This window comes from Photobacterium profundum (assembly GCF_003026285.1).
In the GTDB taxonomy this organism is placed as follows: Bacteria; Pseudomonadota; Gammaproteobacteria; order Enterobacterales; family Vibrionaceae; genus Photobacterium; species Photobacterium profundum.
On the sequence record NZ_PYOD01000001.1, the window covers coordinates 288,322 to 315,039 of the forward strand.

Annotated in this window: 17 protein-coding genes; 1 reads left to right on the forward strand and 16 read right to left on the reverse strand. The window is 42.2% G+C overall.

Annotation, left to right across the window (positions count from 1 at the left end; translation table 11 throughout):
- Nucleotides 1-2 precede the first annotated feature (2 nt).
- Nucleotides 3-2,816, forward strand: coding sequence for an FAD-binding and (Fe-S)-binding domain-containing protein (locus tag C9J48_RS01195; RefSeq protein ID WP_006231524.1), 2,814 nt, complete (start codon nucleotides 3-5; stop codon nucleotides 2,814-2,816).
- A 165-nt stretch (nucleotides 2,817-2,981) separates the two neighbouring features.
- Here the strand turns inward: C9J48_RS01195 and C9J48_RS01200 are convergent, their stop codons facing one another.
- The 16 genes from C9J48_RS01200 to C9J48_RS01275 all read right to left on the reverse strand — a co-directional run bounded on the left by C9J48_RS01200 (nucleotide 2,982) and on the right by C9J48_RS01275 (nucleotide 26,689).
- Nucleotides 2,982-4,358 (reverse strand): nucleobase:cation symporter-2 family protein, encoded by a 1,377-nt coding sequence (locus C9J48_RS01200; RefSeq protein WP_036803351.1) that lies wholly within the window; start codon nucleotides 4,356-4,358, stop codon nucleotides 2,982-2,984.
- A gap of 121 nt (nucleotides 4,359-4,479) precedes the next feature.
- Nucleotides 4,480-4,998 (reverse strand): (2Fe-2S)-binding protein, encoded by a 519-nt coding sequence (locus C9J48_RS01205; RefSeq protein WP_006231522.1) that lies wholly within the window; start codon nucleotides 4,996-4,998, stop codon nucleotides 4,480-4,482.
- Nucleotides 4,995-8,273 (reverse strand): molybdopterin cofactor-binding domain-containing protein, encoded by a 3,279-nt coding sequence (locus C9J48_RS01210; protein ID WP_006231521.1) that lies wholly within the window; start codon nucleotides 8,271-8,273, stop codon nucleotides 4,995-4,997. Before C9J48_RS01210 ends, C9J48_RS01205 begins: the two co-directional genes overlap by 4 nt.
- Before the next feature lie 708 nt (nucleotides 8,274-8,981).
- The gene (locus tag C9J48_RS01215; protein WP_006231520.1) at nucleotides 8,982-9,596 is read right to left on the reverse strand and encodes a GNAT family N-acetyltransferase; all 615 of its coding nucleotides are present in this window, start codon (nucleotides 9,594-9,596) and stop codon (nucleotides 8,982-8,984) included.
- 87 nt (nucleotides 9,597-9,683) lie between these two features.
- The gene (locus tag C9J48_RS01220) at nucleotides 9,684-10,568 is read right to left on the reverse strand and encodes a helix-turn-helix domain-containing protein (RefSeq protein ID WP_006231519.1); all 885 of its coding nucleotides are present in this window, start codon (nucleotides 10,566-10,568) and stop codon (nucleotides 9,684-9,686) included.
- A gap of 155 nt (nucleotides 10,569-10,723) precedes the next feature.
- Nucleotides 10,724-12,103 carry a TRAP transporter large permease gene (locus C9J48_RS01225; RefSeq protein ID WP_006231518.1) on the reverse strand — a complete coding sequence of 460 codons (1,380 nt, stop codon included), beginning with the start codon at nucleotides 12,101-12,103 and terminating at the stop codon, nucleotides 10,724-10,726.
- On the reverse strand, nucleotides 12,100-12,666 hold the full coding sequence (locus tag C9J48_RS01230) for a TRAP transporter small permease subunit (protein ID WP_006231517.1): 567 nt from the start codon (nucleotides 12,664-12,666) through the stop codon (nucleotides 12,100-12,102). Before C9J48_RS01230 ends, C9J48_RS01225 begins: the two co-directional genes overlap by 4 nt.
- A 66-nt stretch (nucleotides 12,667-12,732) precedes the next feature.
- Entirely contained in the window at nucleotides 12,733-13,818 is a 1,086-nt protein-coding gene (locus C9J48_RS01235) for a TRAP transporter substrate-binding protein (protein WP_006231516.1), read from the reverse strand.
- A 376-nt stretch (nucleotides 13,819-14,194) separates the two neighbouring features.
- Nucleotides 14,195-15,472, reverse strand: coding sequence for a glycosyltransferase (locus C9J48_RS01240; protein ID WP_006231515.1), 1,278 nt, complete (start codon nucleotides 15,470-15,472; stop codon nucleotides 14,195-14,197).
- Nucleotides 15,473-15,661: 189 nt separating this feature from the next.
- Nucleotides 15,662-16,738: a hypothetical protein gene (locus C9J48_RS01245; protein ID WP_006231514.1), complete on the reverse strand. Its 1,077-nt coding sequence runs from the start codon at nucleotides 16,736-16,738 to the stop codon at nucleotides 15,662-15,664.
- Entirely contained in the window at nucleotides 16,735-18,117 is a 1,383-nt protein-coding gene (locus tag C9J48_RS01250; RefSeq protein WP_006231513.1) for a DUF3131 domain-containing protein, read from the reverse strand. The genes C9J48_RS01245 and C9J48_RS01250 overlap by 4 nt, the downstream gene beginning before the upstream one ends.
- A gap of 25 nt (nucleotides 18,118-18,142) precedes the next feature.
- Nucleotides 18,143-19,540 (reverse strand): DUF3131 domain-containing protein, encoded by a 1,398-nt coding sequence (locus C9J48_RS01255; protein ID WP_006231512.1) that lies wholly within the window; start codon nucleotides 19,538-19,540, stop codon nucleotides 18,143-18,145.
- A gap of 79 nt (nucleotides 19,541-19,619) precedes the next feature.
- Complete coding sequence (locus C9J48_RS01260) at nucleotides 19,620-20,939, reverse strand: DUF3131 domain-containing protein (protein WP_006231511.1); 1,320 nt, start codon at nucleotides 20,937-20,939, stop codon at nucleotides 19,620-19,622.
- A complete protein-coding gene (locus C9J48_RS01265) occupies nucleotides 20,929-22,779 on the reverse strand; it encodes a glycosyltransferase family 2 protein (RefSeq protein WP_006231510.1) in 1,851 nt (616 codons plus the stop codon). Before C9J48_RS01265 ends, C9J48_RS01260 begins: the two co-directional genes overlap by 11 nt.
- A gap of 6 nt (nucleotides 22,780-22,785) precedes the next feature.
- Entirely contained in the window at nucleotides 22,786-24,489 is a 1,704-nt protein-coding gene (locus C9J48_RS01270; RefSeq protein ID WP_107281021.1) for a glycoside hydrolase family 9 protein, read from the reverse strand.
- Nucleotides 24,490-24,511: 22 nt separating this feature from the next.
- A complete protein-coding gene (locus C9J48_RS01275; RefSeq protein ID WP_181320791.1) occupies nucleotides 24,512-26,689 on the reverse strand; it encodes a glycoside hydrolase family 2 protein in 2,178 nt (725 codons plus the stop codon).
- Nucleotides 26,690-26,718: the final 29 nt, after the last annotated feature.

Below are 26,718 nucleotides of genomic sequence, written 5' to 3' on the forward strand. Positions count from 1 at the left end.
TAATGGAATATAACTACCAGCAACTCAAAAATATGTTGGCGACTCGTCTTGCTCCAGACAGAATTTTCACCGAAGAAGCCCAGCTTCTTGCCTACGGTACGGATGCTAGCTTTTACCGTTTACTTCCCAAAATGGTTGTACGGTTAAAAGATCTTGATGAAGTTATTTTCACCATTCAAGCTTGTGATCAACTCAATATTCCTTGTACATTTCGTGCAGCAGGCACCAGCCTATCTGGGCAGGCTGTATCAGACTCTGTATTAATTACATTGACTGATGATTGGCGTGAGCACAAAATTTACGATGACGGACATAAAATCACCCTACAGCCGGGTGTTATTGGGGCTGACGCGAACAAATACCTCGAGTCGTTCGGTCGTAAAATAGGGCCAGATCCTGCCTCTATCAACACCTGTAAAATTGGGGGCATCGCAGCAAACAATGCCAGTGGCATGTGCTGCGGTACGGCACAAAATTCTTACCGTACTGTTGACAGCATGAAGCTAGTCTTTGCCGACGGTACGCTACTCGATACAGCCAGTGAAGAAAGTATTGTCGCTTTTGAAAATAAACAGCCCAAATTAATATCAGGTATTAAAAACCTGTGCACCGATGTCAGAAATAATGTCGAATTAGCCCAGCGTATTCGTCATAAATATCGCCTGAAAAATACCACTGGCTACTCACTCAATGCGTTAGTCGACTATTCCGATCCGATCGACGTGATCAAGCATTTAATGATCGGATCCGAAGGCACATTAGGCTTCATTGCTGAGATTACCTACAACACAGTGATCGAACACCCGTATAAAGCCTCAGCATTGATCGTTTTTAACAGCATTGAAGAAGCTAGCCAAGCGGTTACCGCTTTAGCCAAAGATCCCGTATCAGCCGTCGAGATGATGGATGGTCGCGCGATGCGTTCAGTGGCAGACAAACCGGGAATGCCTGATTTTATTCAGCACTTAAATTTAGAAGCCGGTACGCTGTTAATTGAATCACGCGCCAGTAACCAAACAACGTTAGATCAACAGTGTGACGTTATCATGCAAACAGTCGCGCAATTTAATGTGATTGAATCAATCTCTTTCACTACCGATGCCCACACTGTTGCCACCTTATGGGGCATCCGTAAAGGTATGTTCCCCGCAGTTGGCGCTGTACGCGAAGTTGGCACTAGCGTTATTATTGAAGACGTCGCTTTTCCCGTTGAAAATTTGGCAGCAGGTGTACGTGACTTACAACAGCTCTTTGACCAATTCCATTACGACGAAGCCATTATTTTTGGTCATGCACTTGAAGGTAACTTACATTTTGTTTTCACTCAGGGTTTTGAATCACCCGATGAAATACAACGTTATGGTGATTTCATGGATTCCGTGGCTGAATTAGTTGCGGTCAAATATCAAGGGTCATTAAAAGCAGAACACGGCACAGGGCGTAACATGGCACCGTATGTCGAACTGGAATGGGGTAAAGATGGCTATGCCTTAATACAGCAGATCAAAGCATTGTTTGATCCCCGTGGCATATTAAACCCTGGAGTAATTATTAATGATGATCCTCAATCACACATTAAAAACCTGAAACCTATGCCGAAAGCTGACGATCTGATTGATCGTTGTATTGAGTGTGGTTTCTGTGAACCCGTATGCCCTTCTCGTACGCTTACTTTATCGCCACGCCAACGTATTGTGCTATACCGCGAGATTCAACGTCGAGAAGCCGCTGGCGAAACCGCCAATTCAGCAGCATTACGTGACGTATTTGAATACCAAGGACTAGACACTTGTGCGGCGACAGGATTATGTGCTGATCGCTGCCCTGTAGGTATCAATACAGGCGATCTGGTGAAAAAATTGCGTACTGCCAAGTACCAGAAATTTACCCCTATTGCCCGCTGGACAGCAGATCATTTCACTGCAACGACCAAAATGGTGAATGTCGGGCTTAAAGCCAATGAACTCGCTCAGAAAGTGCTGGGTGAAAAAGCAGTCGGCAAAGTGACCAACGGTATCCGTAATCTAACCGGTGGTAAAACACCTATTTGGATGCCGGAAATACCAACCTCAAATCGCCACCAGCCCAAAAACACAAAAGCACACACTGGAGTCAATAAAAAGGTGGTGTATTTGCCCTCATGTGCCAGCCGCACTATGGGCCAGCAAGCGGGTAATACCGATAGTCGATCACTTACTGAAGTAACCACATCGCTGATTAAAAAAGCAGGTTTTGACATCATCATTCCTAAATCTTTAGCTGATCAATGTTGTGGCATGCCTTACGACAGCAAAGGCATGACTGCACTGGCAAAGCAAAAATCACAACAATTAGAAGATGTGCTATGGCAAGCAAGCGAGCAAGGAAAGTGGCCTGTGTTAATGGATACCAGCCCTTGTGCCAAGCGCAGTATTGAGCAATTTACGCAGCCAATGGAAGTATTAGAGCCCACAGGTTTCGTACTCAAATATTTGCTCAACTATTTAAGTATTTCACCGATTGAAGAAACGGTAATGTTACATGTTACTTGTAGTTCACGACGAATGGGCTTAGAAAACAGTATGCTTGAATTAGCCAATGCCTGTGCATCTGAAGTAATTATTCCCGAACATATTCAATGCTGTGGATGGGCGGGTGATAAAGGCTTTACCACGCCAGAACTTAACGCTGCAGCTGTACACCCACTAAAAGAACAAGTACCCAATAACTGTACACGTGGATTCAGTAACAGCCGTACCTGTGAAATAGGATTATCCCACCATAGTGGCATTCCCTATCAATCAATCTTGTATTTAGTCGATGAAGCGACAGCTTAATATATAGACTTATATTCAAAATGACATGAACCATTGCCACCTCGAGATACCATCATCTACTGTGGCAACGGTTTTGCCTTATTCTTTTTTTATTCTATTCTGCCTGTAGCGTAATAAAGCCACGCCACACATGAAACGCGGCTTCATAGCACTCCGTATTACCAATTAATTAGCGATCTTTTTTGTACGTTTATCTGGCTTCGTCAGAATCGATTTCGCTGTAATGTTCTTTTCAGGTTCTTCATCTTCAAGCTCACTCTTCTTCGATTTCGGCAGCAACATATTCAATACCACGGTCGCTAATGTCCCGGTCGTTATTCCCGAATGAAACAGCATTTTCAGATCTTCTGGGAAGTGTTGCAGCAAATTAGGCTCCAAAGTTACTGCCATGCCTGATGCCAAACCGACACAAACCACCAACGCATTACGACGTGAATCTGCCGCTTTCAATAACATGCGAATACCGGCATACGCAATCATGCCAAACATTACAAAGCCGACCCCGCCCAATACCGGTTTAGGCACAGTAACCGCCAATGCGGCGACTTTAGGAAACAAACCGCCAAGGATCAGTAGCCCCCCAGTGACACCAACAACAAAACGGCTGGCAACGCCACTAATACCGACAATACCAACGTTCTGGCTAAAGCTCGCAACTGGCATCGCGGTTAGCAATGCACCAAAGGTACTGCCTAAACCATCACCAAGTAGCCCCCGTTTTAGATCTTTCCCTGACACTTCCACATGACAATTACTGCCTAGTGCCATGAAGTCACCGGTTGCTTCTGCCACCACCACGATATAGACCAAGGTCATGCTAATAATGGCAGGCAGTGAGAATGTCATGCCGTATTTCAACGGCTCAGGCATCGCAAACCATGATGCGTCAGACAATTGTTGCAGGTCGACCATACCCATTGGTAGAGCGATGAGATAACCAACAGCCAAGCCGACCACTATCGCCGATGCGGCTACTGCGCCTTTACAAAAAACGGAAACACCAATCACTACCGCCAATGAAACTGCGGCCAAAAAGATTTTGGGTAACGAGGCAAATTCAGGGCTTCCGGCTGGCGCATCACCAATCCAGCTCATGGCGACAGGCAAAATAGTCAAGCCAATCAGGGTCACCACGACACCACTCACCAAGGTAGGAAAGAGCTTCCGGATATATTCCATATAGAAACTGGCAATAATCACCATAAAGGAACCGACAAACGCTGCGCCGATAATACCGGACATACCTTGGTTCGTTCCGATCGCAATACACGTACCCAAGAACGCAAAACTGGATCCCATCACAACGGGTAAACGAATCCCAACCGGCCCGACACCGATACATTGCACGATGGTCGCAATACCAGATACAAACAACGATGCACTGATGAGCGTCACTATTTCATCCGGTGGTAATCCTATCGATCCACCCACGATCAGGGGGACCGCCACTATCCCGCCGATTGATGCCAACATGTGTTGTAGCGCGAGAAAGAAGGTCACTCCCTGGGGAGGCTTTTCGTTCAGCTTGTACAGTAACTTCATTGTTGTATCCTCAATGGTAAAACGCATCCGTGCCCCCCCGGGCTTGTGCATAGGCTACCTGCCTCTCACTCAACCGCAGGGGGAAACTCGTTATGAACGGTAGTTATTGAGCTTATAATGGCTATTGCTTATCCTTGTCGTGATTACGCGCGATTACGGCTTTGACGGAGTTCATGATCGGTTGGTACCCCGTACAACGGCATAAGTTGCCTTCCAGCGCGTCCATGATTTCGTCGTCAGATGGGGTGGGCTTTTTATCTAATAATGCTTTAGTACTCATCAACACACCCGGCGTACAAAATCCACATTGCACTCCTCCTTCTTCAATGAAAGATTGTTGCAGTTGATTGGCTAACGGATCCTCAGCCACGCCTTCAATCGTGGTGATTTCGGCACCATTACATTGCGCCGCCAACACCATACAAGAACACACAGCTTCTTGGTTCATGATGACAGTACATGCCCCGCACTCACCCACCGAACAGCCCTCTTTGGTGCCGGTGTGTCCTAAATCATTGCGCACCAAATCCAATAGTCGGGTGTTACCGTCAACATCCAACAAATGCAGTTTGCCGTTCACCGTTAGACGAATACGCGTAGCTTCGCGTTGATCAATCGCTGTCGCTTGTAATTCATTCATTGCGAAACTCCTTCTGCTTGCTCTGCACGAATCTCATTCATCAAATCACGGAACATATTGGTGAAGACTGGTTGCTTGTATTTCGCCGACCAACGCCCGCCAATTGCAGTATCAATAGCATCCATCAGTACCGCTTCTGCACGTAATAACCGTTCTTCGTCGAGTGGATAGCCTAGTAATTCATCTTCAACCGCAGTTAAGCGTTGTGGTTTACTGAACAATGCCCCATCAACCAAGCGGCAAGTCGACACATGCCCTTCTTCATCAAATGCCATCAAGCAGCTTAGGCTCAAGCGGGTAATGTTGAGCGCATTGCGTCGCCCCAGTTGGCTGTACTTCTGGATATAACCACAAGAGCGGGATGATATTTGAGTAGGCAGCTTAGGTAAGATCACTTTGGTGAGCAGTTCGCCAGTCTGTAATTCTGTGCGATACCCTCCTGTGATGAACGCAGATAGCGGCATACGGCGAGCAATGACGCCTTCGCACGCACCCTCTGATAGGGAGGAGCTCGCCATACGAAGCTCAACTTCGGCGCCGTAGATCATCAGTGGAGGAACAGAATCAGCACACGGTGCCGCATTAACGATGTTACCGCCGACTGTAGCGCGGTTGCGGATCTGGTGGGAACCAATGGTGTGGCAGGCAGTTGCCAATAACGGGAAGTTCTCCGCTATGGCCGGATGCTCTACCAAGCAATTAAAGTGCACACCACCACCGATAGTGACATGGGTATCGTCTTCGATAATTTCGCACAAGCCTTGCAAGTCAGCAATATTGACCAACTTACGCTCGCCACTTTGCATACGACCTTGCACCAACACATCGGTGCCGCCAGCAATCGCGGTGGCCTTACCATCTTGCAACAACGACAATGCTTGAGTAAGTGATGCGGGATTTACCACCGAAAAGCCCGTTAAGCGGTGGGTATGTTTCTTCTCTTCCGATTTGAGCATCTGCTCACTTTGACGCGCAGGTTTCTTGAGATTATAGCCCAACACTAATTGCTCAAGGGTCAGTGGTAATTGGCGCATACGTTTATTGAGTGCAAAACTGACTGCATTATTGATTGCTGCCGCCGCAAGCTCCGTTGCGGGTTCACCAATGCTCTTGGCGCCAAAAGGCCCACCCGCATCCGCATTTTCGACCGCCATAATGGTCATAGGTGGCATATCTTTGATGGTCGGTAAGAGGTAGCTATCAAAGTTTTCAGACTTTAGTTCACCATGCTCAATGTTGTAATCTTCCAGTACACCTAAACCAAAACCTTGTGCTATACCGCCAGCAACTTGACCTTCAAAGCCCACTTGGCTGATCACCTGCCCCACATCATGAACCGCTGTAATATCAAGCAATTCTAATTTACCCGTGCTGGTATCGACTTTGAGATCAACGACTTGGCACGCATAGACCCAAGTAAAATACGGGCTACCACAGCCTTGTTCCTCATCCCAACTAATATCTGGCTGATCGAACCAGCCGTACGCAGCCAGATTCACGCCAGCCCATTTCGCCTTGTTTGCCGCTTCAGCAAACGTGATATGCAAATGAGGTTGTTTGTTATTGCTAATGACACCGTCTTTCCAAATCGTATCTTCTAGCTCTGCGACCTGAAGAGTTTCGGCAATCACCGAAAAAATACGGGCTTTGATGATGTCAGCGCCATTTTTGACGGCATTGCCGCCAGTGATCGTGGCGCGCGAGGCAACAGTTGGACCGCCGTCAGAAATCATAGACGTCGGTGGCTCAGTGAAATTCACAGCATCAACAGGCAGACCTAAGACTTCAGCCGTTATCAACGACATAGTGGTTTGCAATCCTTGACCGTTTTCACATACGCCTGTCGAGATATTCACACTACCATCGGTATTGACTGACACCAATGCGGATGAGGTATCGGCGCCTTCCGCTCCCATTGAACAGCCTCGGTAGCTAATCGCTAAGCCAATACCATACTTGACCGTGTTATCGGACGCATTCAACGCCTTGTACTGTTCCACTTTACTGAGGTATTCTGCTTGCGTTGTTGCCTTTTCCATCACTTCCAGCGCAGACACCGCGTGGTTATCGAATTTCTGCCCTGTAATGCTATGGCCACCCTGTTTAATCGCGTTTATTTCACGGACAGCTATCGCACTGATGCCACAATGTTCAGCAATTTCATCCATCAAGGATTCATTGGCGAACACAATTTGTGGCGAACCAAATCCACGCATCGCACCTGTGTATGTGTTGTTGGTGTACACACCTTGAATATCAACACGAACATTCTCAATATCATATGGTCCAGCTGCTTGTACAACAGAACGCCAAGTTACAAACGGCGTGCATGCCGCATATGCCCCACTGTCAGCCAGAATATCAACCTTCATTCCATGAATTTTTCCATCACCATCAAAGCCAACTTTATAAGTCATGTGATACGGATGACGCTTGCTGCTCTCGACCATGGACTGTTCACGGGTATAGGTAAACTTCACCGGACGCTTCGTGAGCATGGCCATCAAACCTGCACGGCATGACAAATGATCTATGGTGTCATCTTTGCCGCCAAACGAACCGCCCATAACAGCTCGGCGCACATCGACTTTCGCTTGTGGTAGACCAACATACGACGACACAAAGCCGCGAACACGGTGTGGGTTTTGAATTGACCCTGTCAGAATAAGGTCAGAAGAGGTAGGATCGAGATAAGCGGTAATAGATTCAGGCTCAATATACGCGTGTTCTTGGAAGCCAATTTGAAACGTTCGCTCAATCACGTGGCTCGATCGTGCAAACCCCGCTTCGTAATCACCACGCTGAGTATGATGTGTCGCCACCACATTCGAAGGCTTATCGGGATGAATACGACGCACATCAGGTTTGAGCGCATCATGTACATCCGAAATCGGCGAATATGGCGTGTATTCCACTTTGATTTTATCTGCCGCCAGACACGCCGCTTCATAGGTTTCAGCGACCACCACAGCCACTACGTCGCCCATAAAGCAGACTTCATCTTTTACTATGGGGTAATAATCACGAATGATCACCCCTGCTGTAGGATCTCCCGGTATATCGTCAAAACGCGCGATACGTATTACACCTGCAATTTTCTCAGCGTCTTCTGTATCTATCTTATTGACTTTACCTGCCGGAATATCAGCGTAGCGGCATACTCCATAAAGCATGCCAGGAATCTGAATGTCATTACCGTAAATCGCCTTTCCCGTCACTTTAGCAAGTCCATCGACCCGAGGGGTGCGCTTGCCAAGCTGATTAAAGCTAGTCATTGAAATATCCTTCTCAATTGGGTTCTGACTCAACAAGGTATTCACAGCGGAATTGCATGTGAGATAGGGATACCCTGCAGGCCAACCCAGAGCGCAACAATCTTTGTTTACGATTATCCCTACCCGTCTTGCCTGGGCGCTCTATCCATTAGAAGGAACAATAAAAGACTGAATCCACTACTCTGGGGCTAATCTGTTTACCCACGAAACGATGAAGACGCATGGGTTATCCAATTACCCCTTGTCGCCATACTTTCACCGAGATACTTCCATAAAAACAGAAATGATAAACAGGTAATCTTGTTAAGCAGAAATTAGACCGACTTGGGGCAAGAATAGAAAACAAGAAGGAGATATGTGATCTTGCAGGGGTTGATTCTTAATCAAAGATACTAGATTAAGGATCAAGCTAATCACACCTGTAAATTACAACTGCGCACTTACGCAATGAGAGTGCGTAAATATCAGTTTGATAGTCATTTTTACTATCAAAACAATAAACAATATCAAAATGATAAAAGTGAACATTGAGGCTAGATTGACTAAAGGTAGGGTTAGTTGAGAAGGGCAAAACTATCTATCAAGTTGCTCATCCACTGTGGGGATGAGCATTGGCAAACGTATTGTCTTTCAGCAGGAAACAATTTTAATACTCGAAAAGCAGCCTTCTAATGTCTGTACACCGCCATTATTTATTCTATCGATTTTCTATACAGCTTGACCCATTTTCTTAGCCAAGTACTGGCTTGCCGTCATACCAAATAACAAACGATCATCGGTTAATTCTTCGGTATGAAAATATCCTGCTTGGTTACCTTCAAGTGCATAACCTGACTTACGTAATACACCTGCAGAACCTAAATTTTGGCTATAACAATCAGCAGCAACCTTATGTGCATTAAGCTGTTCAAATGCCACTTTAGTTAAGTACTCACATGTTAATGTACCGATACCTAGGCCCCAAGCATGCTCAGGTAACTGGAAACCAACTTCAAAATTACCCGCTAACAGCATAACTTGCGTTAAACCCGCCATGCCCATGTATTGATGGTTCTGATCACGAATGATGATAGTTAGATGTTCTGGCCACTCACCGCTTGCTATCGCTTTTTCTGTATTTTCAATGATTGGCAAGAAGAACGCTTCATACAGCTCAATGGGGGCTGGTGCGAAAAATAAAAATTTAGTCACATTCGGGTTTTCTAGCATCACTCGAATATTGGTAAAATCTTCTTGGCGAATAAGTTGGATAGTAAATGCATTTGATAGGGGAACAGGTTTCCCTTGTTTTAAATCTTCAAGTTGCAAAACGTTACTCTTCATTAATATAGATCCTGCATCAGAGCATAACCTCTAAAGCAAAATGGTGATTGAACAAAAGCGACAATGTGTGGTGAGATAAATCGCGACTTATTCAAAATCACCATACACATCAATAATCAGGTTACGTGTATTCAGGTATTTGTTTGGGGTATGTCCAATCGCTTGCTTTAACTGACGAATAAGATGTGGTTGATCACTAAAACCAAAGTGTTGTGCGATATCAGCCCAATCAGGCTCTGTTATTCTCGTATCATTCTTGGGGTCAGTTAAATTCTTAAAGATATACATCAGAACGGCATCTAACCGCATCATCATTTCGTACTGCTTTATTGATACACCCGTTACACGCAAAAATGCCCTTTCAAGAGTTCTACGTGAGCAAAATAGTTTAGCTTCGATCCCAACCGATGAATTATCAGCAAGTAGACTCAACGTATCACGCACCAATATACTATGGCGATCTTCTTTTGCTAATTGAATAACTTGCGAGAACAAGTTATCCAATCGCTCAATAACATTATCCACGCTGTATTTGTTCTGATTCACCTCTTTATTTGAAGCATAGTCAGTATCAATGAGCTGCCGTATATTGGCGAGAGTGAACGATGGATGCAACAGCGACAAATCAGAGATAACCGTATTCTGTGTTTCATTGCCTTCAATACCAAATAACGCATACAGCGCACCTGCTTTAAACTTTACGCCAAGCCGAATAATACTGCCTTGGTCATTAATGCTAATTACTTTGCTGCATAGGTGAAGTAAATGGCTACCCTGCCCGACTAATTCTTGCTGATCTTGCTGGTAAGAATACTGCTGAGTCGGCAATGTAAAAATGAGGTTAGCATTCGGATTGGGAATTAATAGCGCGGGTTCATAACCACTATCGCTTTCACCAACCTCTAACCACCAGTATCGATCTACGTAGTGTGAAACATCAATATTGCGTGGCTGGTGCATCCAAGTTTTCATGAGATCCAATCATTTAATAAACGTCGCATGAATATTCTCATAAATCCCCTTTGTACCCAAACTTCATAACCCTCTCAGGAAAACGAATATATGCGTACATGACTAACTATAAGCATAGTTAGCCATGCATAGCACTAAACGATGAAAGCACCTACCTAACCATAAACAGCATTTGGTAACCAAGTTGCAAGAGCTGGCCAATACGCTAACAAACCAAGTACGAACAATTGAATACCAATAAACGGAATCACTCCCCGATAGATTTGTGGTGTTGAGACTGAATCGGGTGCAACCCCCCGAAGATAAAACAGTGAAAAGCCAAAGGGTGGTGTTAAAAACGATGTTTGAAGGTTTAACGCAATCATTATTCCCAACCAGATTGGATCTAGCCCCATAGTCAGTAGTATTGGTGCAACAATTGGAATCACAACAAACGTAATTTCAATAAAATCTAAAAAGAAACCCAATAAAAACATGACAATCATAACTAATAGTACAGCGCCAAAAACGCCACCAGGCAGATCAATCAGAAAATCCCTAACAAGATCATCACCACCAAAACCACGGAACACTAACGAAAATACCGATGCGCCAATTAATATCATGAACACCATCGCAGTCACTTCCGTCGTGCTTCGCATAACTTGTCGAAGAATATTCAAGTTGAAGGTTCGTTTAAAACACGACAGTATTATCGCCCCTACAGAGCCAACCGATGCAGCTTCTGTCGGTGTCGCAATCCCCCCTAAAATTGAACCCAGTACTAATACGATCAATAAAATCGGCGGTATTAAAACGGTGAGCACTTGCATCCACAGTTCTTTGCTGACTTTACGTTCATCTTCAGGAATAGGGGGGACTTTTTCTGGCGAGATAATCGCAATGGCAATAATGTAAAGCGCGTACAGAGTCACAAGAATCAAACCTGGAATAAGCGCGCCAAAAAACAAATCACCCACGGTGACACTGTCTGGTGCGAAGATCCCCTGATCGAGCTGAGCTTGTTGATAAGAGGATGAAATCACATCCCCCAATAGCACCAATACAATCGACGGCGGAATAATTTGCCCTAACGTACCAGATGCACAAATGATCCCTGTAGATATTTCAGGTGAGTAGCCCCGACGTAACATAGTCGGCAGCGACAGTAACCCCATGGTAACGACAGTTGCTCCGACAATACCGGTACTTGCGGCTAATAACATGCCGACTAAGGTGACGGATAAACCTAAACCCCCCGCCATACCACCAAATACTTGCCCCATGGTATCGAGTAATTCTTCAGCTATTTTAGATTTTTCTAGCATTACGCCCATAAACACAAATAGCGGAATCGCGATTAACAGCTCGTTCGATAATATGCCTTGAATTCGATTGGGTATGGCTTCAAGAAATACAGGATCAAATGTCTCAGTTACATAACCAATTGCGGCAAATAATAAAGCTGAACCTGCTAACGAAAACGCTACGGGGTAGCCAAACAACAACACAATAAATACAACAACAAAAAGTAAAAGAGGAAGAAGCTCAATCATAATGCGTGCTCCTCGTCATGTTCATCGAGCGCTTTCACTGCATCTTCATAACCCGCAATGGTTAAAAGTGCCTTCATACTTTCTGCCAAGCCTTGCACAATCATTAATATAGGCATTAATAGAATCGTGGTTTTAAAAAGATAGCGGGCATCAACTCCCCCAGCTTCTTGCGAACCTTCAAATATTTTCCACGACAAGGCGACATATTCCCAAGCAATGATAAAAATGAATAAGCAGGTCGGTAACAAAAGAAAAAGAAAACCGAATAAATCAATCCACGCTTTCTTTTTATTCGACATAGGGCGATAGAATATGTCGACTCTGACATGCGCACCTTTGAGCAGTGCATAAGCAGCACCCAACATGATGACATAATTATGAAAATATGTGATTAATTCCTGTAGAAAAACCGAACCCGTATTAAACACATAACGCATAACAACAACGACAAAGGTGATTAATACTATGGCTAAAACAAACCATGAAACAAACCGACCAGTAATATCACTGAAGCGATTAATACGCCGTATAAAACTGATAACAGCGGGAGATGGTGCGTCCATACACAATACTCATTACAACATACAAATTGATGGGGTAAGCCTTCTACCCCACCGTATTACGACTCTTTATTCAGGGTTTCTCGCATTCAAGTAAGCTTGCTCTGAAACAGCATGCCAATCGACCGCTTGATCACGGAAAGCAATATAAGAGGCATACACCTTCTTACTCATTTCATCTTTCTGAGCTTCTTCTGCTACCACTTCATCTGATAAGGTTTTCAGCTGGCTTAACACTTCTGCAGGGTAAGGTAATAACTTAACCTTGTGATCAGTAATCAGGCTTTGCAACGCGGCATTATTTCGTGCGGTGTATTCAGCCAACATGTTCGAGTTAGCCACTTTTGTCGCGTTTAATACAATCGCTTGTAAGTCTTTCGGTAGCTTATCGAAGGCTTTTTTATTGATCAGCGCTTCAAGTGTTGTACCTGGCTCATGCCAACCTGGGTAATAGTAATATTTCGCAGCTTTATAAAGACCAAATGCCATATCGTTGTACGGGCCTACCCATTCAGTGGCATCAATCGCACCCGACTGAAGCGCTGGGAATATTTCACCACCCGGTAGCAATACAGGCGTGCCTCCTGCACGTTTTAATACCTCGCCCCCAAGACCTGGGATTCGCATTTTCAAGCCTTTAAGATCATCAAGGGTTTTGATTTCTTTATTAAACCACCCCCCCATTTGCACACCTGTATTACCACCAGGCATCGGAATAATCCCAAACGGTGCATAGGCTTCTTGCCACAGTTCTAAACCACCACCACTATAAATCCAACCGTTCATCTCTTGCGCGGTTAAGCCAAAAGGTACAGCCGCAAAAAACTGACCTGCAGGTACTTTTCCTTTCCAATAATACCCTGCACCATGCCCCATTTCAGCAGTACCACGCGACACTGCATCAAAAACTTCAAGCGCACCGACAAGCTCTTTTGCACCGTATACTTTGACTTGAATACGGCCATTACTCATTTCATTAATTTGGTTGGCTAAATCATTTGCACCTGTACCTAAACCAGGGAAATTCTTAGGCCATGTGGTCACCATTTTCCACTTATATTCAGCGCTTGCTGCCTGCACAATAAGTGGGGTAAAAAGCACACTGGCGACTGTTGTAATCAGTGCTAACTTTTTAATTACTTCTTTCAACTGCATCCTGCTCTCCTTGTTGTTCTCGCACTTGTATTCCAATACTGAAGCTCGTAAAAGTCGTTACCAACGCATTATTAAGCTTGCGAAGTGGTACAGATCCTTCACCCTATAGATTAACGTTTATATCGCCCACTATTAGGTTACAAATTTGTTAATACAACTGTAGACATAACTGACACTTATAAAAATTTAATTGGTCTATGTTTGAAGCTGATCAAACATTCATTTGCTCTATATGAATAAAAGTTCACTTGAAATTGGAAGAAAAAACACCCCAATCCTTCCGCTAGAGTTAGCATTAGGTATTGAGGTGGTATGCAAATGCACAATGATTAGGAAGCGGTTTAACTTATAACCAAGTAACCTAAGTATATAAGGTTCAAGTAACGCTCTGCGTCTGAGGCGATTTCATAGTAATCAACCACTGCTCAATGGCTTTAGGAGACATAACATTGGGATCGCCTAAATCAGAGTCTTGAGCATTGATCAGTTCAGGCGGTACATTATTGATGATCAACTCTAGATCTTCATGAGATAAAATTTCGCGTTCAAATACATCTGCCATCTCTGTACTGTGCGCTGCATGTCTTGCGCGAACCGCCTTTACTAAACCATCAAGCAGGGTATACCACGTCGTCATTGGCCCTTGCACAATAGAAGCGGATTCGGCAGCAGAATCAATGAAAGCAAAAGGTACTGTTGTTATAGACTGATTCATCTCCATCGCAGCAAGAATCCAGTCGGTATCAAATGAGAAATCATACACTGTCGGTGTTTTGACAATTTTTCTTAAAGCTACATTACCGTATAGTTTAAATGCCGCTTGAGTGTCTTTAATACCTTTAGTAAAAATTTCTTGCCCTATCATTCGCTGTATATGACGTAATGTTTTGATACCCACACCCCAGCGTTCTTCCTGCTTGACCAAAATTGAATTAGGATGCTTACGATTACCCAACACAACTTGATAATCATTTTTGATATAAGGCTCAATAAGCAAACCCAACTGCCCTAAGTGAACAGAATTATCTGCATCGGTATACACAACACAATCGACATTATCTTTTAAGGCAACCTCACAGCCATAAATAATCGCGCCACCTTTACGCGAATCATCAACATGATGAAGGTTCTGCAAAGGGCCAGAGCCAGTGGGTATCACATCTTGAAGCGCTAGCACGGTCACTTTATTCTTATCAGCATGTGAAGCCAGTATATTCTTCGCTATACCGACACTATTATGCGGACACCCATCATCAACGGGGTATAAATGCCAATCAACCGATGTACCTTTTGTTATCCAATTTAGCTGATTTATTTTTGTTCGCAGTGAGTCTTCACCGTGAGGGTTAGTTACACTCTTTACATTTAATCGATTATGTTCACCCCACATGGCAAATATGACGCCAATCGTTAGTGGTTTGTTCAGTGATAATAAATAACGACGCGACTCGACCAATTTAATCGCGAGGCGGAATTCTAGAGGGCACATAACCTCTTTGACCATTTTTTTATAAAATTCAGTTGATACATCTGTAAGACAATATAGTGTATTTGAAAGAGTCATTAGTTTTTTTTGATGTGCTTCTTCTGTAAGATCAAAAAAATCACTGGAGGATTCTAATTCTTTATAAACAATGCTTTCTGCTGGCGTCATTATAAACCCCTTCGTCCATGAGTTATGTGAGACTAATTAGTCACCCACCGAAGACAACAGGGCTTGTAAATAATACTAGTAGGGAGAACGGAATAAACAAATAATAATGACAAATTTGAAACGAACAATTACAAAGTAAAACAGATATAATTTACCCATACTTATAATTGATTCTGTTAATAATAACAACTATTCACTTGTTGACGAAATAGGAGCAAAACTTCTGCGTTGTAATGCCTCTACATGATTATCTTCAATAGTAGCAAGATTACCTTTCCCTAACGGACTACCATCATTACCACCTGAATTAGCAACAGTTTTCTCTTCATTCAAAGTCACTTCACTCTCGTTAAACTTAATTTCATCAACAGGAGAGGCTACAACATTCTCTTCTTTGTTACTTTCTGTGACACTGTCTATAGCAACCGAATCAATGGCTACCTTGTCTTTTATTTTATTTATATCAACCGAAGTTTCTATTTTATGTTCAGACTCATTATTAACAGAAACATTATTATCAGCGACAGCAGTATTATTAGTATTTACACTGCTATTAACTACTTTGTTACTATCTATATCACTCTTAACTGGCACAACATTTTTTTCATGGTTAAATTGCGTTTTAATTCCACTCAATTTTTTTCCAGTTCCCGAAGGAGGTTGATAAACAGCTTGCGGCATAGCAGCAATTGTAGGTTTTACCTGTTTACTGACGTTCTCTTGCAACCCTAGTTTAGGAGCATTAAAAGAAAATATACTTAACTTATCATCCCATACTTGCAGCATTGTTAACTCTTGTTGCCATTTTTCATCAATACCAACAGACAAGTCATTAACCTGTAATTGAGAAGATAACTGAGTATTTGAGCGTTCATAACGCCGATGCAAATTTTTCCGCATTTTTTCCCAATTTATTCCTCCCGTCATTAAATATCGAGTACTGTCTGCCCAATATTGATACGCCTCAGCATTGTTATTTTTATCTGCAGAAATAGCCGCTAATGCTTCTGAAAGACCAGCATATTGCCACATTTTTTTGCGACCTAATTTTGCCTCAGAGCTTAATATAATAATGGTTAGTTGATGCCATTGTTCTGATGCTTGCTTATATTTCCCCTGGCTGACAAGATACGTAGCCTTACTGTATGGAGGCAATTCAACATCTTCCACCGCTGCTTTTACGGGTGTTATTTGTACAAAAAAAACAATCAGCCCGATAAATAACATCAATTTTATTTTATACTTTAATATAAATGTTCGGCTCATCGAAAAGTCTCCACATTGCATTTACCTGGGTGATAGAACCGCGAATTAAATTGTACATCACGATACTCTTTATCACCTTGTGGCTTATAGAGTTTGCCATTCGATTTATATAACAGCGCTTCTAAAACACCCGCATTGGTTTTTAGCGTAATACTTTTTTCATAAGAACTGGTTAACTCATAACGCCCTTCATACCAACCTCGTTCTGGGTCATATAATTCTTTCACCAATATAAGTAACCGGTTGGTATAATCTGTTTTCCACAATGTCCACATTTGAAATGCAACCCGTGTGGATACTAGCGCTAATTCATCATGCGAACTTCCATCTTCAGCGACAGTTATCCAAGGTGTACCTAATGCATAAATACTGTCATAAACAAAATAGGGGGCACCGCTCACGACGTGTTCACCACGAGCGGTATAGATACGATCAACATCCCAGCGTGATTCTTGTACACGGTAGATTGAATCTGCCATTGCAGATAACACTTGATTACTATGTGTCGCATCATTTGACGATGTATCCTTAATATCATCCCAATTAAACTCAAGGCCTAACCATAAATACGGGGTGCTATAAACAGGACGAAGTACATCGTAGTGGCGAGGATCTCGCCCATCAAATAGCAGATCGATACCATTTATTGTGGCAACATCGTACGGGTCTAATCGCATGGCTTTTTCTGGCACAATATGCCAATCTACATACCCGTAAGATGTATATTCCTCGACACCTAACCGACCTTCTTTGTAACGAAAGATCTGTCCATCATTAATTACCCCGCCGTATAACTCTCCATCTTGGCTAACTAGCTCACAAAAATTCCAACGTAAAACAGCTTTATCAACGTATTCTGAAAATTCTGGATTACGCTGTTTAATAATGGCTAGAACGATTAATAGCCGTCCAACATCAATCGATGACCAACCTATATCACTAGGTTGATTGCCATAATCTACTTTTTGACCGGTATTTGTACTGTAAACCTTATTAGGAACCCCTGTCGGTCCAAGATTCATTTTGGCAAGAAAGCTAATGGCTAGCGATAGACGTTCATCATGTTCTTTACTGGTAATAAATTCAAATTCACGCGCAGCAGTTAAGGCCAGTAAATAATCCGCCAGACCTGCCATGTTGGTTGTCGGATAATTATCGATAGTATTCACTAACCCGGTACTAAGCTGCGTATTATTTTCAACATATTTCCACGCGACCCTAGCCCATTCAATTTCAAGTTCTGTAAGCTCGCCAAAGCGCCCCTGACGAATCACTTGTGACTCGTTAATAGAGGAAACTCCATCTTGCACACCTTTATACACCACCCCACAAGCAGATAATGATAAAGCTAGACTAACGGCAACAGCTACTCTCAACATCGACATCCCTTTAAAACAACCACAACTACGGACGTGCTGTTGGCTTACGAGGTAAACACTGGCCTTCGTAACCAAACGGTGTTTCTAATGTTTTCTCCCATAAACTTGGGGCCACATTATCTTTGTAAGTGAGTAGTTTCCCTTGCTGTTTATACAAGAGTATTTCCATCGTTATACCGTTGTTATTCGATGTAAATGTGTTGATTAATCCCGTGCCGTTCTCAAAAATGCCTTCGTAAAATCCTTTTTCTCGGTCATAAAGGTGTGAAATATGATCAAATAACAAATCTGTGTATTCGGTATCCCATAACGCCCACATTCCCATTGCGCCTTTTACCGCAACAGCTGAATATTGGGGTAAAAACTCGCCGGTTTCTGAAATAGTATTCCAAGCAAAACCATCGGTATAAATAGTGTCATACACAAAATACGGAGGACCCGCTAGCTGGTGCTCAGTTCTTGCTGTGATAATACCCGTTTGCTTATAGCGCTCCTCTTGTACACGATATATTTGTAACGCAAATTCAGCCATCCAATCGTGTGAATAACTTTTATTGTGCGCCGAGCGATCTGAGACTAAATCCCAACCAAGCTCAATACCATCTAACACATAACTTTCAGTTACAACGTAACTATGCGCTTTCAGTTTACGCGGGTCACGCGTATCGTAAGGAATATCATACCCATAAAGATTTATCGTACTGTAGGGTTCTGGCATTGCAGCTTGCGTTGTATTGAATCCCCATAACTCAAACCCCTTTGCTGCATACTCTTCGTAACCTAAACGCCCTTCTTGCAGGTACTGCACAGGTTTGTCTTTCTCGAGTAATGCGCCAAACATGGTGCCGTTCTCATCAACGACATTACAGTAGTTCCATCGTAATAAAGCAGAATCAATACCCGTCGCATACTCTGGATATCTATTTTTAATGATATAGAGCCAAATAAGTAATCGACCTAAATCGAGTGCAGAGTACCCTATTTCACCAGGCTGGTTACCGTAGTCCACTTTTGCAGCAGTTTGTGTGTTATAGGCTTTATTGGGTAGCTCACCTCTGAAAAGGTCTAACGTATTTAATGTAGTAACAAAGCGAAGAAAGCGATGATCAAACTCTTCCTTTTCAATTATGCCAAGTTCTAGTGCACTCACCATGCCAGCCAAATACGATGAAGCATCCCACCACGTTACTGATGGGTAATTATTTACAGCATTGACTAGCCCGGTCGATTCTTGGTAGTTATTTTCAAAATACTTCCAAGCAATTCGAGCCATATCCATTTCTTTTTCAGTCAAGTTACCTGTACGAGGCTGCGGTGTTGACCAATGGCTTTTCTTTTCCACAATATCGCTAGAAAAACTGTTGTATTTATTCCCACACCCCACTGTCATTAAACCTAGTAGGCAAACCGTGATATAACGCATAAACACTCCCTATCTATACAACAGCTACATATACGCAGCTCAACACCGCTTTATTATCCTATCAGTCACGACAGGTTTATTATTTCACACCCACACTTAGCAGTGAGCCATTTTGAATATATGCCAACGACTCTAATACAATGCCGTTTGTATTGGCTGTTATTGCTTTATTGGTTCGCCCATCATCTTCATAACGTCCTGAATACCAACCTTTTTTATCATCAAATAGATCTTTCGCTTCATCAACTAACAAAGATGTATAAGGAGTATCGTATAAAGCGTACCAGCCAAAGGCTGCTTTCGTTGATAACGTTTTTAGGTGAGACATGTCTTCACCTGCGTCACTTATCGCATTCCACTCTTTACCATCAGAAAATACAGTGTTGTAAACAAAATACGGGGCTTCATCCACGTTGTCTTCGCTCACTGCAGTTAGGATGCCGGTGCGGTCATAACGGTTTTGTTGTGCTTTATACACGCGGAATGCGAAGATTTTAGATACACTATCGGAGCCAAATTCAAGCGCATCCAAAATGTAAGATTCACTCACCACATAGTTATGTGCATGGAATTTTGCAGGATCTCGTCTATCTGTTGGAATCTCGACGCCATCAATGTTTTTTAATTCCAAGTAATCGATATACTTCATTGCATTAAAGACATCACGCCCCATTAACGATAAGGCTTTCGAGGCATATTCTTCATAACCAATACGCCCTTCTTGTACAAGTTCAAAGCCATCACCTTTACTCGCAGGACGGGAGCCATAGAGATAACCTTGGTCTATCATTTCACTGACATTCCAATGTGTTAGTACATCATTAACATGCTTATTAAATTTCGGGTATTGCCAAATCATGATATTAAGTGGAACTAAAATTCGACCAATATCGATAGCAGACCAACCGATCCCTTTTGGTGTTGGTGTATTGCTGTAATCCACCATTTCTAAGGTTTGAGTGTTATAAGCTTTATTCGGTAGCTTGCCTTCGATTAACGGTAACTGCGCCAAAGTATGAAGTGCTTTTTGCATTCTTAATGAAAATTCAGCATCACTAATAACATTCAACTTTTCAGCTGAAATTAGCCCCATTAAATACGATGCAGTATCCCACATTGTGGTTGAAGGATAACCATCAACTGAATTGACCAGCCCCGTATTCTGCTGATAGTTATTATCAAAATATTCCCAGGCAGTCGTTGCCCATACGTACTCTTCTTCCGTTAGAATACGGCTTTCGCGAAGTGGAATAGGTTCTGATGTTTCAAATGTTAAATTACCTAAAACTTGATTAAAATCGCGCGTTTCAATTGTAAACGCAATCACAAGTGCCGTAGCTAACCCCCCGATAAATACAAAATGGTGGCGGGCATTAACCATCGCTTTTTTAAATTCCATATTCTAATTCCTCTGATTCCTGTTCTTGCTTTTTATCAGATGGTGGCGTCCAAAATGCCGCCGCAATCATGCCCCACATAGCCATCATATTGTTGATAATCCAAAAACTGTTTAAGACTAAACCGCCAAACGAATAACTACCGAAAGCCCCTGTCGAATAACTAAACCAAGCAAACAACATACTAAATAGACTTAATGAAAATACGATAATTTGCGGTATAACTAACTTAAAAAAAGTACCCGTTTGTCGCTCTTTAGGCGTGGTTGGAAAACTAATTTTTCGCCCTCTGAGCACAGTCCATAGTGCACGGAAATTCACAGGGAAAAAGGATAAGAAATTCGTTTTACCCTTATAACCAGCAACCCCCCATGTACCGACCATCATTGCCAGTTCAGCCGTTAATACAAAGGGTAAAAAGTGCAAATAGAACGTGGTGTCATACGCACTAACAGGCGCAATACTTGTTAAGAAGTAAATGATGGGGCACGCTAAGAAAATGATATTCCATATAGCCGATAAATTTGACCAAAAACTGGCGCCATACATCAACTTCTGTTTAATATCCATGCCTTTACGGAATATTGGATTATCGTTCATAAAAATATCAATCGAGCCACCAGAATACTTAAAACGTTGAACCGTCCACGTTTGTAAATCTTGTGGCGACAGCATTTTACTTTCCACTTCGGGGTGCTGAACCGAACGCCAAGTTCTTTCGGTATCTGAATGCAAAACAATCGATGTATATATATCTTCTGACACGTGAAATTTATATGGCGTAAATTCCGTATCAAATAAAATTTCTTGGCGTAGGTTATTCGATATTTCTTTATCGACTGTTTTTTCTTTTGTCAGCTTTCGAATCTGCTTTTCAACAGCATCATGTTCTTTACTGATTTGTTCACTGTAGCTACGAAGCGCAGCTTCCATTACCGCTTCACGACGGTGGATAGAACCCGCACCGCAACAAAAAGACGCATTAACCCAATTACGACGACGTTGGATTACGTCGTAAAACATCTGAGGATCGTTAACGAAAGGATCTTCTCCTAACGTCACGGGGCCATACAATCGCTCAACCCCTCTACCAATGAATGCCCCCGCGCGACCGACTTTTCTATCTAACCAAGCGGGAAGTCGTTCACCTTCAGGTAAATCAAAGAACCATTGTGGGGTTTGCACCCATGCAACATCCGGGTCTCGAAAATACCCTAGGGTATGCTCTAAAATCGTAGGGAAAGGGCGTGTATCTGCATCACAAATGACGATGAAATCACCATACGTCTGCTCTAATGCGTTTCGTAGGTTACCCGCTTTAAAACCTTCATTCCCTTCACGTGTAATATATTCAATGCCTAGCTCTTGAGCTAAAGCGGCCATTGACGGACGCTTTCCATCATCAAGAATATAAATTTTCATCTCGATATTATGAGGATACGTTATTTTTTGTGCGTCTAAGATACTTAAGCGAACCAGATCTGGCTCTTCATCGTAAGACGGAAAAAAAACATCTACGCTAATTGGTCTATCTTCTTCGCTACCATTTTCACATTCTGCAATTTTATGCGGTGGCTCTTTTTTGGGCTCATCTTTTGTCTTCCAAAGATTGAACGTAAAGAGTAATGAGCCAATAAAAGCACACGATTCTGCAAATGCCAAAGGCAAAGAAAACCATAACGCATCATAGTTAAGTGCAAAAGACCATCGCCACCATAAATACCAAACCCCCAGAGTGAGATTACACGTCGCCAAGTACTGATACAGTAATTCACGGGGAACGCTGTGCGGCACAGGTTCTGGTGGCTTCCGATGTTCAAACTCCTTAAAATAAAAGTCCATCTTCTATCACTCCGGTTGTTTTTGTCTAAAATAGGCATGATTTACAGCCAATAAACCAATCAAGCTCGCGTTATAGTCAATAGCGAATTCATTTACCGCATAAGATTTTTCGCTATCGATGTAACTCAGCATTCCCATGTTTTTAGGAGCCACACCTGCCTGAGCTTTCTCATTTGGGCCACCAACTAAATACCCCGGCAAGCTAACCCCTGTTGCAATACGGTACAGATGGTGAAGATTTCTTACTGAATATGTCCCCGCTTGTGTAACAAAACTAAGGTTAAAAGCGTTTGCTCCTAACAGATAATCAATTTGAGACTGAACGGTTGAATGATTGCTTGGTTTACCTTGAGCAAAGTCAGACCACGCGACAAGTATTCCCGCTTCTGCTGTCATCTTATTGGAACCCCAAATAAAACGTTGGTTAGCAACGCCAAAGGGTGAATGTTGAGATTGTTCTACATATTTATCAGCAACCAACTTTAAGTCTTTTACTAAACGTTCTTTCTGTTCGTCTTCAAGCGCCAAAATAAGGTGCCAGACTCCCATCGCCATGGGATTTTTCCATTCAAAAACATCGATAAAGCTTGCGTCATAGAGCGAGAAAAAATGAGCCAAATAATTCTCTTTTGATGTTGCTAAATAAAGCTCTGCAAGCGCCCAAAGTCGGTCGTCAGCATCAGTTTCTAACGATTCTTCTTTATCTTCATCATTCTTAATGTATGGGCCTGAACCACTATCATCATCTTCATGCCAATCAATATATTGCTCAGGGTTTTGTTCCAAATAATGCCAAGCGAGCAGTGCTGCCTTCAAATAACGGCGAGAATCTTCTGGTTTATAAGGTTTAAATACTCGAGAAGCAAACGCCATCGTTGCTGCAAACTTAGCGGTTTCTGGTGTACTAATACCGTAGACATAACGTTCTTGTGCATCTTGCCAAGGAGCTATTTTTGCTGGCCACTCCTTGCCTGATACCTTACGATAAACAGCACCATCTCCACGTTGCATTTTCACAAGCCATTCCAAACCAAAAGTAGCTTCTGCTAATACCGATGGAAGTTGCTCATTGTTTAACTGCACACTGACTAATTTATTATCTAGTGTTTGCGCATTAAAATATTCAGGAGCTTGCCGGTATGCTTCTAATAAGCGGGCAACAGTAATCGTTGTTGTTGCAACATACTTACCAAAATCACCTGCGTCATACCAACCACCCGTCATATCCAATGGCTGTCCAGCATTATAGAAATCATCTTTTCGAAGCACTAGGCCGTCTTTTTCATGGCTTTTAGGTCTTTGCATGCCTGTAATTGGGTCATTCACTACAACACCAGAGCGTTGTAAATACAAAGCATGCACAAGACGCCCACTTAGCTCTTGGTAAGGTGACGAAGTTATTTGAAAAGGAGCCGATTGACTTACATTCGATTTAAGCACATACCAACCAGTTTGATTTATCTTGGAAAAATCAATTTTAGTCACGCTTCTATTATCAGGTAGTGATGTCACCGCCCCTAACGGTAGTTCAATCTCTTTTTTGTCACGATCTAGCGATATGAGTGATACTGTTTTGGTATTAGAAGCAGTAATCCAATAAGCAGCTTTAGCACCATCAGAGTGGTAACCGAGTTGATTCACAACTAAGTCATTAGCATGTAGCGTGTAGCTCATGCTAATTAATAATAGTAAAGCGACAATCCTTGTCATATTTAGCCCTATTGATTTTTCTTCATTTTAAATCTTGCGACAAATAGCTATTTTCACTAATCTCGTTACCACTTTGGTCTATTAAGGTCAAAGTGAAGTATTCTGACAATCCTATCAATTCAGAAGCTGTTATTATTGATGACTGCGCGTTACTCTTAATATCAATATCATCAATTATCCAACGTCGATCATCATATATATTCTTAACCACTAAACTCGTATTACGGTACTCTTCTAGCGTGTCATTAATAACGGTTACTGTAATAGTTGGCAGCATGGCATCATTATTAACAGAGGCCACAATAAGCACAGGTTGATAAGCTTGTTGCAGTGCGAAATATCCAGGCTTTATTCTCCTTTCATTATCAAGCACTGACCATGTAATTGCAGGCCAGCTATCTACAAACATAAATTGATAAATAGCAGCAAGCCCTTCACCTTTATACAATCTTAGGTGTTCCGTTGCATATTTTGTAACTAATCTTTGATATTCTTGAGAATTTTTAACGAAGTGTGATAAGGATTCACCTTCAGAAACTTTCGCGATATTTAACGTTTCATGTGGTTGATAATTATGATAACTCAACGTTTCTATGGCTTTTTCTGTTAACGGCCAACTGTACTCATCTTCAAGTATGTTTCTCATTGCCAAATAGTCTGGCATTGCTTGAGCACCAAACTCGCTAACAATCGGGGTTGCAGGCTTATTTTTATAATCTTTATAAGTACCAGAATACCAGCCTAACCAAGGGTGTTCTTTGGTATACGATGCTTTTCTTACGACTCTTTTATCGTTAGCCAGTAGCAGTTGTTTATATATAGATTCTGTCAGCTGTACATTTTTCGAGGGATTGTACGTTTCATATTTATATTTCATCCAATTAGCATCCCAGGGTGGTTCATTTTGCCCACACCAAAAGGCGATTGATGGATGGTTATACAGCATATCTGTCATTGCTTTTGCTTGAATGGTTGCTTGTTCAATAAATTCAGGGGAATCGCTGTAGCCCCATTGCAATGGGAAGTCTTGCCAAATAATAAAACCAAATTCATCAGCAACCTTATACAAGGCTTGACCAGCAACATGCGCATGAACTCGAATGCTATTAATGTTAGCTTGCTGCATTAATTCCAAGTCATTACGATAATCTTGCTCTGCCATTTCACCTAACCATTGGCTACCAATATAGTTAGTACCACGGATAAAATAGGGTTGGTTATTGACATAGAAAGCCCCCGCTTCTTGATCATATCTAATTTGACGAAATCCAATATTAGTTAACTTTGAATCAGACGTTTTTAGCTTTGATATACTCAAGCCACCTGTTTTATCATTCTGATTTTTAGGGATTCGAACTGAAACACCAAGGCTGTATTGAGTCGGGTTCCCCCAGTCCCATGGCCACCATAGTTCACGTTTTTCTATGGGTAATAGCCAAGAAATATTTTGTCGCCCTTTATGAACGTATTGATCTATTTCATAGCGTTGAGGGATCGCATTAGGAGAAGCAAGAGGAGATAATTCTATTTCAATAATAGCGCTACCTTGATAAGCACTATCAAGTTCTATTTTTACGGTACCTGTTGTGAGTGCTTGCTCAACATCAAGAACGATTGGCACTATTTTTATGTTATCTATGGCTATAGGACCAGTCTGACGTAATTCTACTGAGCCCCATATACCACCAGAATTATAATCTTGTCCTTGATCAGACCATGCTCCTCCTGGACGTGTATCATGATGATTAAGCACGCCTTTAATTAAGGTTTTATTTAATGACCAATCTTTTATTATTTCTTCATTTGGGCTATTAACCTGAACTGTTAATTGATTACTACCAACCACAACATCATTTGTGACTTCAACTTTAAAAGGGGAAAAGTACCCTTCATGACTTCCAACCAATTTATTGTTTAAGCTAACCTCAGTAAAGTAATCTACAGCATTAAAATCTATCCAATATCGTGCCTCTTTATTAATAGACCTCATAGAAAATGCTCGACGATAATAGGCAACACCAGCATGCTCTATTCCAACTGAATGCCAATTATTGGGAACATAAACATTCTCAATGCTGCTGTTATTTTGCTTTTCATCAATTATCTCAAGCTGCCATGTTCCATCTAAAGTTTGCGTATTCACGTGCCAGTTATAATTAGAATCATTTATAGCGCAAGATGATAATGAGAATAAAGCCATTACTAGCCATAATATTCTCATACTTCCCC